Source organism: Mycobacterium sp. VKM Ac-1816D (genome assembly GCF_000416385.1).
Classification (GTDB): domain Bacteria; phylum Actinomycetota; class Actinomycetes; order Mycobacteriales; family Mycobacteriaceae; genus Mycobacterium; species Mycobacterium neoaurum_A.
This window is the reverse complement of the sequence record NZ_AOHQ01000139.1, coordinates 170062-183013: the sequence shown is the minus strand read 5'-3', so window position 1 is coordinate 183013 and position 12952 is coordinate 170062. Positions and strand designations below refer to the sequence as shown.

Sequence of the window (12952 nt, the reverse complement as noted above, 5' to 3'; positions counted from 1 at the left end):
TCCGGCTCCTTTGAGGCGACGTTATGGCAAGGAAAACTCGACCTCACAAGACGCCCATCCCCGCGGTGAGCACCTCGTGAGGCCGAGTTCGTCCGGTTACGCGGTGACCACCGATTCCGGTAGAGCCGCCGGGCTGGCTGCTGCCTTCGACGACGACAACCGCAGGAACACGAACCAGGTGACGATGGCGCAGATCACGTAGAAGCCGAGGAAGACCCAGAACGCGTTGGTCGCCGACTTCGCATCGCTGACATAGGACATCCGCAGCACGATGTTGATGAACACCCCGCCCAGTGCGCCGACCGCGCCGGCGAAGCCGATGAGGGCACCGGACATGCTCCGCGACCAGGCCGCCTTCTCCTCACGGCTCCACTCGTCGTGGCCCTGTGCCTTGGCCTCGAAGATCGACGGGATCATCTTGTAGGTCGAACCGTTGCCCAGACCCGACAGGATGAACAGCAGGATGAAACCGGCCACATAGGCGATCATTTGACCACCGGTGGGCGCACCGGCCGCGCTGTCGTCGAGAACGCCTGCGGCGACAAGGATTCCGGCAGCGAAGATCATGGCGACGAACACGTACAGCGTGATCTTTCCGCCGCCGATCTTGTCGGCGAGCTTACCGCCGATCGGACGCGAGATGGATCCGAGCAACGGGCCGAGGAAGGCGATCTGCGCGGCGTGCAGCGATGCCTGCGCCGGGGTGTCACCGCCGGCGAGGAAGTTGATCTGCAGCACCTGGCCGAATGCGAAGCTGAATCCGATGAACGAGCCGAACGTGCCGATGTAGAGGAAGCTCATCACCCAGGAGTGTGAGAATCGCATCGCCTCGACCATGGCGCCCAGATTGGAGCGCTGGTTGCCGAGGTTGTCCATGAAGAACGCGGCACCGAGGGCCGCGAGACCGACGAGCACGAGGTAGATCGCGCAGACCAGATAGGGCGCCGTGTTGCTCACGGTGGCGATGATCAGCAGGCCGATCAGCTGGATGACCGGCACACCGATGTTGCCACCGCCGGCGTTGAGCCCGAGCGCCCAGCCCTTGAGACGCTGCGGGTAGAACGCATTGATGTTCGTCATGGAGGAGGCAAAGTTGCCGCCGCCGAGGCCGGCGAACGCCGCCACCAGCATGAACGTGGTGTAGGACGTGCCGGGCTGCGACATCACCCACAGCGTCAGCGCCAGCGGGATCAGCAACAGCAGGGCGCTGACGATGGTCCAGTTGCGACCGCCGAATCGGGCCGGGGCGATGGTGTACGGGATGCGCATGAAGGCGCCGACCAGTGTCGGCATCGCCACCAGATAGAACTTGCCCGCGGCGTCGATGCCGTAGACGTCCTGTGGCATGAACAACACCATCACCGACCAGATCGACCACACCGAAAAGCCCACGTGCTCAGCGAAGATCGACCAGATCAGGTTGCGCTTGGCGATGTCTTTCCCACCGGATTCCCAGGCGTCGGCGTCTTCGGCATCCCAGTGCGCGATATCGCGGTTGCGGCGTGTGTTGAGCACGGATTCCTCCCAGCAATGGAAACGGTTGAGACAGAAGTTATGGCTCGGCCATTCCGCACCGGTTGCCCCACCATGTCGGGGTTGTCAACACCTACTCACATCGAGTCCGATGGTGCTGGTGCGCCCAGGGTTTCACGACCGCAGCATCGACGAAACGGAGCGGAAACAATCGACATGTGTTTTCGGTGACCAGCCGCACGCGATGCCGCCGGGGTGATTCACGCGCCGAACGGCTTGCTTGTACCCCTGAAACCGGTTGGGCGCCAGTAGTTTTTCTCTATCTGTGGATGGCTTCGCAACCTGTGGACAACGCCCTGTCATGTCAGACCCCGGCGTTAGAATTCGAACATGTTGGCGAACGGGGTGGCGGATCGAGAGGTCGTGTTGGCGGCCTTCGATGCCTACGACTCCGCTTGTGAGCAGCTGGCCGCCCTCGACGTCACCCGCCTGTCGCCGGCGGATCTGTTGACGCTGCAATCTCAGCGCGAGCACCGCGCCCGCACCACCGCCGCGCTCGACCACCGCATCATGGCTGCGCTACAGGCCCAGAGCACGCCCAAAGAAATCGGTGCCCGCACCTGGGCCCAGATCTTGACCATCCGGCTGCGGATCTCGGAGGCCGAGGCCGCCCACCGGCTACGCGATGCCGCCGACCTCGGGCCACGCCACAGCCTAGACGGGCAGGTGTTGTTGCCGACCCTGCCCGCATGTGCCGCGGCATTGGCCGAGGGCACCATCAACCTCGAGCATGTGCAGGAGATCCGCACCGCGGTGGAGCGGGCCGGCCGCTACGCCGCCCGGCAGCGGTGCGGACAACTGGAGGCCGATCTGGTCGAGGCGGCTACCCGGATCACCCCGCGCACCTTGCGTGAGGTCGCCGACTACGCGGTGTGCGCGCTCAACCCCGATGGCGATGGTCCTGATATCGCCGCCCACGAACGCGGAATCACCTTGGGACGCCAGGATCCCGACGGGTTGATCCGCATCTCGGGGTGGGTCGATCCGGAGCTGGGCGCCTACCTCAAGACGGTGAATCAGGTATGGGGCGCTCCGGGGATCAACAATCCCGCCGACGAAGCGCCGGTTTCCAATCCCTCGCCGAACCCGTTGGACCATACAGACGGTCTGCCTGCACCGGCACCCGCTGTGCCCATTCAGCCCGCTACGCCGACCGTTGCGGCCCACGGCCGAACCGTTCGAGCAGCGCCGTGCCGACTTGGACGCGGCGCTGGCCGACCCGAGCCCCGCGCCGGTACCGTTCGACGAATTGCAGGGGCGCCGTGCCGCACTGGATGTCGACCCCCGCAGCGCGGCCGGTCGTGATACCTGTGGCGCCTCCCAGCGCTATCACGATGCACTCAAGGCGGTCGTCCGCAACGCGTTGATGTCCAGAGAATTGGTCCAGCACAACGGGTTACCGGTCACCGTGGTGGTGTCCACCACCTTGGCCGAGCTACACGCCGCGGCGGGGATCGCCCACACCTCGGTGGGCACCACGATGCCGATGCGCGACCTCATCCGCCTCGCCGCGCACGCGCACCACTACCTGCTGATCTACCGTGAGCACACCGCCGAACCGCTCTACCTCGCCCGCTCCAAACGCCTGGCCTCCAAAGCTCAACGACTGGTCATGATCAGCCGCGACCGAGGCTGCACCATGCCCAACTGCCCGGTCAGTGGAGCGGGTTGCCAGGGCATGCACGCCGAACAAGACTGGAGCGCAGGCGGGCAGACCGATATCACGGGACTCGGATTGGGTTGTGCCGCAGATAATCAGATGGCGTTCGATACCGGGTGGACCACCAGCATCGGCCCGGACGGCCGCGTGCACTGGCATCCGCCGCCGTTGCTCGATATCGGGCAGGACACTGTCAACCACTACCACCATCCCGAAGAACTCCTACGACGGCGAGAGGACGACTCCGGTGAGGAGCGGTAGGGGTACTCAGCGCCGGCGCTGCCAGAACCTTTTGCGGGGTTCGCGAGCTGTGAGTGGGGTTGTCGAAAAAGGGGTGTGGTCCGGCGCAGCGGCAGCTTCGGCTTCGGCGCTGTCGTCCGCTTTTGTGCTGTCCTCGGATTCCGACTCTGTGGCTTCCCCGGCCTCGGTGGCCGGCTCTTCAGCGGCAGCCTCGGCTGCATCGGAGTCGGATTCCGCCGGTTCAGCCTCCGAAGGCTCCGACTCATCATCCTCGGTGGGCTCGACAACCTCGACCTCACCCGCGGTATCGGGCTCGACATCGGTCACCGCCAGCAGCTCGGCCTCGGGACCGCTCGGCAACGCATCGTCTTCATCCGCTGCCGCAGCATCATCGGCTGCCGCCTCGTCCTCAGCAGTCTCGACCGCTTCAGCCTCAGCCTCGGCTCCGTCAGCGTCATCGACAACTTCGCCCTCACCCGCAGAATCGGGCTCGACATCGGTCACCGCCAGCAGCTCGGCCTCCGGACCGCTCGGCAAAGCATCGTCTTCATCGGCTGCCGTCTCGGCCACAGGCTCACCCTCGTCGGCGGACTCGGAAACCGGCTCAGGCACGGAATCGGCCTCGGCCGACTCAGTCTCCGACGACTCGGAAACCGACGCCTCCGACGTCTTGTCCTCAGCAGTCTCGACCGCCTCAGCCTCAGCCGCGGCTCCGTCAGCTTCATCGACAACCTCGACCTCACCCGCAGAATCGGGCTCGACACCGGTCACCGCCAGCAACTCGGCCTCCGGACCGCTCGGCAACGCATCGTCTTCATCGACCGCCGCAGCATCATCGGCTGCCGCCTCGGCCGCAGGCTCACCCTCTTCGAACGCTGAGTCCTCAACGGACATGTCCTCGACCGCTTCAGCCTCGACCTCGAACTCATCGGCCGCCTCGGCCTCGGCCGACCCTTCGACGTCGACGCCCTCGACCTCGTCATCGGTCTGTTCCGGCTCACCGTCGGGCTCGGCGATCTCCAGCACCGCGGTCTCGACGGCCACCTCGTCGACATCGGCACGATCGGCGGCTTCGGCGACCTCGGTCTCCTGCTCGTCGAGAGCCACCTTCGTGTCCGGCGGATCCGCCACCGCCACCGCGGCGGTAGCACCACCTGCGGCACCTGCCGTCGCGATCACCGTGGTGTCCAGGTCGTCCACCGACACCTGCTGTGCCTGTTTACCCACCAGCGTCTCGGGCGCCTCGCGTCCCTTGGGCGCGACCATGATGTAGACCACCGCGCCGATGAACACGAACGTCGAGGTGAACGAATTGATCCGGATCCCGGCGATCAGGGTCGCGGTATCGCTGCGCAACAGCTCGACACAGAACCGACCGACGCAGTACCCGGCCACATACAGCGCGAACAACCGGCCATGGCCGAGATTGAACCGACGGTCGGCCCAGATGAGCAGCGCGAACACCAGCAGGTTCCACAACAGCTCGTACAGGAACGTCGGGTGCACCACACCGATGACCTGTCCGGTCGACACACCGTTGAGCGTGTCCCGGAAGCCGGCCGCATCACGGCGCTCGTAGATCTCCAGGCCCCACGGCACGGTCGTCGCGCGACCGTACAGCTCCTGATTGAAGTAGTTACCGAGCCGACCGATGGCCTGGGCCAGGATGATGCCCGGTGCGATCGCATCACCGAACGCCGGCAACGGAATCCCCCGCTGACGGCACCCGATCCACGCGCCCACCGCACCCAACGCGACCGCGCCCCAGATCCCCAGACCGCCGTCCCAGATTCGGAAGGCAGCGACCAGACCGGCGCCACCCTCACCGAAATAGGTAGGCCAGTCGGTCATCACGTGATAGAGCCGTCCACCGACCAGACCGAACGGCACCGCCCACAGCGCGATGTCGTAGATGACGCCGCGTTCACCACCGCGCGCGGCCCAGCGGCGATCACCGATCACCAGCGCGGCGACGATGCCGGCGATGATGCACAGCGCGTACGCCCGCAGCGGCACGCTGCCGATGAACCACACACCCTGATCCGGACTGGGGATATAGGCCAGCGTGGTCACCGTCATGCGCGAACCGCCTGCCGCACACCATCGGCCAACTCGGCGGTCAACGTTCGCAGCGCATCGACGCCGTCATCCAGTGCCGACACCAGCGCCGAGCCCACGATGACACCGTCGGCATAGGCCGCGATCTCGGCGGCTTGCTGTCCGGAACGCACGCCGAGCCCGACCCCCACCGGGATATCCGAGATGGCCTTGACCCGACTCACCAGCTCCGGTGCGGCGTTGGACACCGCGTCACGCGCGCCGGTGACGCCCATCGTCGAAGCGGCATAGACGAATCCGCTGGAGGCCTGCACGGTCGCGGCCAGCCGCTCCGGTGTCGAGGACGGCGCCACGAGAAATATCCGATCCAGGCCGTTGGACTCCGACGCCGCGATCCAGTCATCGGCCTCGTCCGGAATCAGGTCCGGGGTGATCAGACCGAGCCCGCCGGCGTTGGCCAGGTCGCGGGCAAACGTCTCGACGCCCTTGCGCAGCACCGGATTCCAGTAGGTCATCACCACCGCAGCACCACCGGCGTTGCTGATCGCCTCGACGGCTCGCAACGCATCGTGCACACGCACCCCGCCGGCCAGTGCCACCTCGGTGGCGCGGGCGATCGTCGGTCCGTCCATCCCGGGATCGGAGTACGCCACGCCGACTTCGACGATGTCGCAACCGGATTCGACCAGCGCTGTCATCGCTTCGATCGAGGTGTCCACATCGGGAAATCCCGTGGGGAGATAACCGATCAGTGCCGCGCGACCCTCGGCGCGGCAGGTCTCGAACACCGACGACAATCGGCTCACGCGTCATCCCCCAGCAATCCGAACCACTTTGCGGCCGTCTCGACATCCTTGTCGCCGCGGCCCGACACATTCACCAGGATGATCGCCGACGGACCGAGCTCGGCGGCAAGCTTGACCGCACCCGCCACCGCATGGGCCGACTCGATGGCCGGGATGATCCCCTCGGTGCGACACAACAGCGAAAAGGCGTCCATCGCTTCGGTATCGGTGATCGGCCGGTACTCGGCGCGCCCGACATCCTTGAGCAGCGCGTGCTCGGGCCCCACGCCCGGATAGTCCAGGCCCGCGGAGATCGAGTGCGACTCGATGGTCTGGCCGTCCTCGTCCTGCAACAGGTAGGAGAACGATCCCTGGAACGCACCGGGGGAACCACCGGCGAAGGTCGCCGCATGCCGCCCGGTCTCCACACCGTCACCGGCGGCCTCGAAACCGATCAGCCGCACGCCAGGGTCATCGAGGAAGGCGTGGAAGATGCCGATGGCGTTGGAACCGCCGCCCACGCACGCGGCGATCGCGTCGGGCAACCTGCCGGCCTGCTCCTGGATCTGGACGCGGGATTCCAAACCGATGATCCGCTGGAAATCACGGACCATGAGGGGGAACGGGTGCGGTCCGGCGGCGGTGCCGAACGCGTAATAGGTGTTGTCCGCGTTGGCCACCCAGTCACGGAAGGTCTCGTTGATGGCGTCCTTCAGCGTGGCCGAACCCGACTCCACCGCGACCACCCGTGCACCCAGCAGGCGCATCCGGGCCACGTTGAGCGCCTGTCGAGCGGTGTCGACCGCGCCCATGTAGATGACGCACTCCAACCCCAGCAGCGCACACGCCGTCGCGGTCGCGACCCCGTGCTGACCGGCCCCGGTCTCGGCGATCACCCGGGTCTTGCCCATCTGGCGGGCCAACAGCGCCTGCCCGAGAACATTGTTGATCTTGTGAGATCCGGTGTGGTTGAGGTCTTCTCGCTTGAGGAAGATCCGCGCGCCACCGACGTGGCGGCTCAGGTTCTCCGCTTCGTACATCGGCGAGGGACGTCCACTGTAGTGACGCTGCAGCCGGTCCAACTCGTCGAGGAATGTCTGATCGCTGCGCGCCTTCTCATACGCGGCGGTGACCTCCTCGATGACGGCCATCAGCGCCTCGGGTACCAGTCGGCCCCCGTAGGCACCGAAATGACCCCTGGCATCGGGATCGTGGCTGGTCGGTTCGGCCAGTGCAGCACTGGTGTTCGGCAATCCGGAGATATCGCCCATGTTCACAACGCCTCTTCGAGTGAGCGGCTCATCGGTTGAGTCAGCGGGAAGGTTTCGGGCATGACGGGTGGGCACCCGCGGTGACCAGCTCTGATACCGCCCCGCGCGGGTCGCCGCTGGTCACCAGCCCCTCGCCGACCAGTACCGCATCGGCACCTGCACCGGCATAGGCCAGCAGATCGGCGGTACCGCGGACGCCCGATTCGGCGATCCGGATCACATCGGTCGGCAGACCGGGGGCGATCCGGGCAAAGCAGTCCCTGTCGACCTCGAGGGTCTTCAGGTCACGGGCATTGACACCGATGACGGTGGCCCCGGCATCGAGCGCGCGGTTGGCCTCTTCCTCGGTGTGCACCTCGACAAGGGCGGTCATCCCGAGCGATTCGGTGCGATCGAGCATCGATTCCAGTGCCCGCTGCTCCAACGCCGCGACGATCAGCAGCAGCATGTCCGCGCCGTGGGCGCGCGCCTCGTGAATCTGGTACGGCCCGACGATGAAATCCTTGCGCAGCACCGGGATCGACACCGCGGCACGGACCGCGTCCAGATCGTCGAGCGAGCCGTGGAAACGCCGTTCCTCGGTCAGCACGCTGATGATGCGAGCGCCGCCGTCCTCATAGGCCGTCGCGAGCTGCGCCGGATCCGCGATGGAGGCAAGCTCCCCGCGCGACGGGCTGGCCCGCTTGACCTCGGCGATCACCGCGATACCCGGCGCCCGCAGCGCCGCCATCACATCCAGCGCCGGGCGCGCATCCTTGGCCCGCTGCTTGATATCGGCGAAGCTGACCACGGCTTCCCGGGTGGCAACGTCGGCGCGGACTCCTTCGATGATGGAGTCGAGCACGGTCGCCGTCATTGGCCTTGGTCCTTTGCGATCGGTCGGAGCGTTCCCATGAAGGTTAGTCGCCATCGCTGCACCTGCCATCACCGACCCTTGTTGTCCGGTTCGCCGCCCGGTTCGTTGTGCTCATCCGCCGGTGCCGGTGCCGGCGCCACCGTGGGATCGGCCCCCTCGTCGATGGCGTCCCACATGGTCCGCTCTGACATGCCCGCGGTACCGTCGGCAGCCTCACCGCGTACGGCCTCGCGACGCGCTGCCGGCGCCGCGTAGCGCGCCCCGGCCGCCGTGCCGGTACCCGCCGAGCGCATCAAGATCACGGCTGCGACCAGCGTGATCACCGCCGCGAGCAGCGCCGTGCCCGCGCCGGCATGGAACCGCTGCGATCCCACCAGGTCCGCCACCTGCACCCCGGCCAGCCCGGCGGCGCGCACCGCGATGTCGTGGATCACCCACTGACTGACCCCCAGGTAGCCGATCCCGGCACTACAGGCGGCCACCAGCACCGCCACCGCCCGCAGCAGCCGTCCCCGCACCGCCAGCGCGACGACGGCGGCGGCCAGCAGCACCAGCGCCAGCGGCACCAGCGCGGTCGACCAGGCGGCGCCGTTGAGCGTCGTGGTCTTCGGCTGGCCGAGACCGTCGGCCGAACTGATCTGCACCCACGGCAACCGCGAGGCCACCCACAGTGCGAGAGCGCCCAGAACCAGCAACCCCTGTGCGGCCCTGATCATGACGACTCGGTCTGCAGCGGCTCGCGCAGCGTCTCGGCGGCGGCGACGGCCGCCAGCACCGCCTTGGCCTTGTTGGTCGCCTCGTTGTACTCGTAGGGGCCGTTGGAGTCGGCGACGACTCCCCCGCCGGCCTGGACATAGGCGGTGCCGTTGCGCATCAGCGCGGTCCGGATGGCGATGGCGAAGTCGGCGTTCCCGGCGAAGTCCAGATATCCCAGCACCCCGCCGTAGAGGCCGCGCCGGGTCAGCTCGACCTCCTCGATGAGCTCCATGGCCCGCACCTTGGGCGCGCCGGACAGGGTGCCCGCCGGAAAGCACGCGGTGACGGCGTCGAGCGCGGTGCTGCCCTCGGCGAGCTGCCCGGTGACCGTGGACACCAAGTGCATGACGTGGCTGTAGCGCTCGATATGGCTGTAATCCTCGACGCGAACCGTGCCCGGTTCCGACACCCGCCCGAGGTCATTGCGGCCCAGGTCCACCAGCATCAGATGCTCGGCGCGTTCCTTCTCGTCGGCGAGCAGCTCCTTTTCCAGCAGCAGGTCCTCTTCCTCGGTGTCCCCGCGCCACCGGGTGCCGGCGATCGGATGAGTGGTCGCCTTGCCGTCGGCGACGGTGACCAGTGCCTCCGGACTGGACCCGACCACCGAAAAGTCAAGCCCGCCTTGCGCGTCGGGCACATTGAGCAGGTACATGTACGGACTGGGGTTGGTGGCGCGCAGCATCCGGTAGACGTCGAGTGGGTCAGCGGAGGTGGTCATCTCGAAACGCTGCGAGGGCACCACCTGAAAGGCCTCACCGGCCTCGATATCGCCGACCAGCTTCTCGACGATGGCGGTGTACTCCTCGACGCTGCGCTGGGCCCGGTACTGCGGGACCGGCCTGCTGAAGGTAGCGACGCTGGATCCCAGCGGCTCGGCCAGCGCGGCGGTCATCACATCGAGGCGCCGCACCGCATCGTCGTAGGCCTCGTCGACGCGTTCGTCGGTGCCGTTCCAGTTCACCGCGTTGGCGATCAGGGTGATGGTGCCCTCGTGGTGGTCGACGGCGGCGATATCGGTGGCCAGCAACAGCAGCATGTCCGGCAAGCCGAGGTCGTCGGTGGCCAGCTCGGGCAGCCGTTCCAACCGCCGCACCAGGTCATAGGCGAAGAACCCGACCAGGCCGGAGGACAACGGCGGCAGCCCGGGCAGTGCCGCGGTGGCCAGCAGATCCAGCGTCGTCCGCAGCGCCGCCAGCGGGTCACCACCCGACGGCGCCCCCTGCGGGGTGGTGCCCAGCCAGACGGCCTCGCCGTCGCGCACCGTCAGCGCCGACGGCGCACCTGCTCCGATGAACGACCAACGCGACCAAGACCGGCCGTTCTCCGCCGATTCCAGCAGGAAGGTGCCCGGCCGGTTGGCGGCCAGCTTCCGGTAGGCCGACAGCGGGGTCTCGCTGTCGGCGAGCACCTTGCGGGTCACCGGCACCACACGATGGCCGGCGGCAAGGTCCCGGAAGTCCGCGCGCGCGGTCGTGACGGCCAGGGTGTCGGCGGGCGTTGGTCGTTGCACGCGGCCAATCCTCCCAGACGCCGAACCCGCACCGGGCGTAGCGTGGGCAGCCGTGACTCATCTGAAGACCGGCGACCAGGTGGCCGAGTTCGAACTGCCCGACCAGACCGGTACTGCCCGCAGTCTGACCGCGCTGCTGGCCGACGGTCCGATCGTGCTGTTCTTCTACCCCGCAGCCATGACGCCGGGGTGCACCAAGGAGGCCTGTCACTTCCGCGACCTGGCCAGCGAGTTCGCCGCCATCGGCGCCTCCCGGGTGGGCATCAGTACCGATCCGGTCGACAAACAGGCCAAGTTCGCCGAACAGCAGCGTTTCGACTACCCGCTGCTCTCCGATGCCGACGGCGCCGTCGCCACCGCCTTCGGCGTCAAGCGCGGGCTGCTGGGCAAGTTCATGCCGGTGAAGCGCACGACCTTCGTGATCGACACCGACCGCCGGATACTCGACGTCATCTCCAGCGAGCTCAGCATGGACACCCACGCCGACAAGGCACTGGAGGTGCTCAGGTCGCGTTGACCGCGTGCAGAACCGCGGCCATCGACGCGCCCAGCACCGAATCGCTGCGCCCGCACGACCAGCCGGCCCGGTGCTCCAGATAGCTGACGGCCGTGGCGCCGATCGACTGCTGGGTCAGGCTCAGGATGTCGACGCGACGACCCACGGTGGCCAGCGTCCGAGTGAGCGCCTCGACCGGCCCGATGCCGGTGTGCGTCCCGGTGCGCACGCACCCGTCGACGACGAGGGTGATCGCGGTATTGCCGTCGGCGCCGGTGTGCCAGTCCTTCAGCTGTACCGGACCATCCGCCCGCAGGTAGGCATCCTCGAACAACTCCAGCAATTCATCGGAGTCGATCTCCACCCCGCTCTGTTCGGTGCGTATCTGCACGCGGCGGGCGAAATCCATCTGCAGCCGGCGCGGCAGGTCCAGCCCGTGGTCTGCCTGCAGCAGATAGGCGATACCGCCCTTGCCCGACTGTGAGTTGACCCGGATCACCGCCTCGTAGGTGCGCCCGATATCGGCCGGGTCGATCGGCAGATACGGCACCCGCCACTCGATGTCGCCTTCCGGCCGGCCGGTCGCCGCGGCCCTGTCCCGGTGCTCGGCCAGCCCCTTCTTGATGGCGTCCTGGTGGGTGCCGGAGAACGCCGTGTGCACCAGATCGCCCACGTACGGGTGCCGCTCGTGGATCGGCATCCGGGTGCAATGGACGACCGTGCGGGCGATCTCGTCGATATCGGAGAAATCGATCTCGGGGTCGACACCCTGGGCGTAGAGATTGAGCGCCAGCGTGGCGATGTCGACATTGCCGGTGCGCTCGCCGTTGCCGAAAACGCACCCCTCCACCCGCTGCGCGCCGGCCAGAACCGCGAGTTCGGCACAGGCAACGCCGGTTCCGCGATCGTTGTGCGGGTGCACCGAGAGGATGACGCTGTCCCGGCGGGCGATATTTCGGTGCATGTATTCGATCTGATCGGCATAGACGTTGGGCGAGGCGACCTCGACGGTGGCCGGCAGGTTCAGGATCACCGGGCGATCGGGGGTCGCCGACCACAATTGCGTCATGGCATCGCAGATCTCCAGGACGTAGTCCGGTTCGGTCAGGTTGAACACCTCCGGGGAGAACTCGAAGCGAATCCCGGGGTGTTCTCCGGCCAGCTCGAGCACATCGCGACCGCCGGAGAGGATCAACTCACGCAGTTCGGCACGGTCCTTGCCCAGCACGGTGGTCCGCCACGTCGGCGCGGTCGCGGTGTACAGGTGGATGACCACATCGTTGCCGATACCGCGCACCGATTCCACGGTGCGCTCGATGAGGTCGCGCCTGGCCGGGGTGAACACCACGATGGTGACGTCCGAGGGCGCTATATCGGATTCGGCGATGAGCCGGACAAAGTCGTAATCGGTCTGCGACGCCGACGGATACCCCACCTCGATTTCCTTGTATCCCATGGCGACCAGCAGTTCGAAGAACCGTTTCTTGCGCGCGGGGTCCATGGGTTCGGCGAGCGCCTGATTGCCGTCACGCAGATCCACGGGCACCCACAGCGGCGCCTGAACCAGCCTGGCGTCGGGCCAGTGACGTTGCCGCAGTGGCACTTCCGCACGATCGTAGATGTCGGTGTAGCGGTGCCACGGCATCGGAGAGGGTTGTTGACGGTTCCAGTTCACGAGCGTTTTCCTTGTCGGTCGGGCGAAGTTCCGACCGGCGCGACGAAGCCCCACGACAGGGGGCCGGTCGGTCAGACCCTGTCGAGGCGGCGAAGGAGAAGCTGGCGCGTCA

General features: G+C 67.1%; 11 protein-coding genes. 3 read left to right on the top strand and 8 right to left on the bottom strand.

Annotation, left to right across the window (positions count from 1 at the left end):
* Nucleotides 1-96: 96 nt before the first annotated feature.
* Nucleotides 97-1515, bottom strand: a complete 1419-nt coding sequence (locus tag G154_RS19295) for a NarK/NasA family nitrate transporter (RefSeq protein WP_019512058.1) — start codon at nucleotides 1513-1515, stop codon at nucleotides 97-99.
* Between the two features lie 348 nt (nucleotides 1516-1863).
* Here G154_RS19295 and G154_RS19290 point away from each other — a divergent pair, with 348 nt between their 5' ends.
* Together G154_RS19290 and G154_RS19285 are read left to right on the top strand one after the other, a co-directional pair.
* A complete protein-coding gene (locus tag G154_RS19290; RefSeq protein ID WP_019512059.1) occupies nucleotides 1864-2838 on the top strand; it encodes a DUF222 domain-containing protein in 975 nt (324 codons plus the stop codon).
* The gene (locus G154_RS19285) at nucleotides 2783-3454 is read left to right on the top strand and encodes a DUF222 domain-containing protein (protein WP_019512060.1); all 672 of its coding nucleotides are present in this window, start codon (nucleotides 2783-2785) and stop codon (nucleotides 3452-3454) included. The genes G154_RS19290 and G154_RS19285 overlap by 56 nt, the downstream gene beginning before the upstream one ends.
* Before the next feature lie 6 nt (nucleotides 3455-3460).
* Here the strand turns inward: G154_RS19285 and lgt are convergent, their stop codons facing one another.
* From lgt to G154_RS19255, 6 genes are all read right to left on the bottom strand, one after another.
* Nucleotides 3461-5512, bottom strand: a complete 2052-nt coding sequence (gene lgt, locus G154_RS19280) for a prolipoprotein diacylglyceryl transferase (protein WP_019512061.1) — start codon at nucleotides 5510-5512, stop codon at nucleotides 3461-3463.
* A complete protein-coding gene (gene trpA, locus G154_RS19275) occupies nucleotides 5509-6297 on the bottom strand; it encodes a tryptophan synthase subunit alpha (protein WP_019512062.1) in 789 nt (262 codons plus the stop codon). The genes lgt and trpA overlap by 4 nt, the downstream gene beginning before the upstream one ends.
* A complete protein-coding gene (gene trpB, locus G154_RS19270; protein WP_019512063.1) occupies nucleotides 6294-7547 on the bottom strand; it encodes a tryptophan synthase subunit beta in 1254 nt (417 codons plus the stop codon). Before trpB ends, trpA begins: the two co-directional genes overlap by 4 nt.
* A gap of 40 nt (nucleotides 7548-7587) precedes the next feature.
* Nucleotides 7588-8403 (bottom strand): indole-3-glycerol phosphate synthase TrpC, encoded by an 816-nt coding sequence (gene trpC / locus G154_RS19265; protein ID WP_019512064.1) that lies wholly within the window; start codon nucleotides 8401-8403, stop codon nucleotides 7588-7590.
* 68 nt (nucleotides 8404-8471) lie between these two features.
* The gene (locus G154_RS19260) at nucleotides 8472-9119 is read right to left on the bottom strand and encodes a TIGR02234 family membrane protein (protein ID WP_019512065.1); all 648 of its coding nucleotides are present in this window, start codon (nucleotides 9117-9119) and stop codon (nucleotides 8472-8474) included.
* Entirely contained in the window at nucleotides 9116-10669 is a 1554-nt protein-coding gene (locus G154_RS19255; protein WP_019512066.1) for an anthranilate synthase component I, read from the bottom strand. The genes G154_RS19260 and G154_RS19255 overlap by 4 nt, the downstream gene beginning before the upstream one ends.
* A gap of 61 nt (nucleotides 10670-10730) precedes the next feature.
* On the opposite strand from G154_RS19255, the gene G154_RS19250 reads away from it, so the two are divergent.
* Nucleotides 10731-11186, top strand: a complete 456-nt coding sequence (locus G154_RS19250; RefSeq protein ID WP_023985762.1) for a peroxiredoxin — start codon at nucleotides 10731-10733, stop codon at nucleotides 11184-11186.
* On the opposite strand, the gene G154_RS19245 is transcribed toward G154_RS19250, so the two are convergent.
* Nucleotides 11173-12810, bottom strand: coding sequence for a 2-isopropylmalate synthase (locus G154_RS19245; RefSeq protein WP_019512068.1), 1638 nt, complete (start codon nucleotides 12808-12810; stop codon nucleotides 11173-11175). The two genes, G154_RS19250 and G154_RS19245, sit on opposite strands and share 14 nt — an antisense overlap.
* Nucleotides 12811-12952 lie beyond the last annotated feature (142 nt).

Coding starts and splice junctions, on each gene's coding strand:
- G154_RS19290 (WP_019512059.1), top strand. CDS start 1,864: ATGTTGGCGAACGGGGTGGCGGATCGAGAGGTCGTGTTGGCGGCCTTC.
- lgt (WP_019512061.1), bottom strand. CDS start 5,512: ATGACGGTGACCACGCTGGCCTATATCCCCAGTCCGGATCAGGGTGTG.
- trpB (WP_019512063.1), bottom strand. CDS start 7,547: ATGGGCGATATCTCCGGATTGCCGAACACCAGTGCTGCACTGGCCGAA.
- trpC (WP_019512064.1), bottom strand. CDS start 8,403: ATGACGGCGACCGTGCTCGACTCCATCATCGAAGGAGTCCGCGCCGAC.
- G154_RS19260 (WP_019512065.1), bottom strand. CDS start 9,119: ATGATCAGGGCCGCACAGGGGTTGCTGGTTCTGGGCGCTCTCGCACTG.
- G154_RS19245 (WP_019512068.1), bottom strand. CDS start 12,810: ATGCCGTGGCACCGCTACACCGACATCTACGATCGTGCGGAAGTGCCA.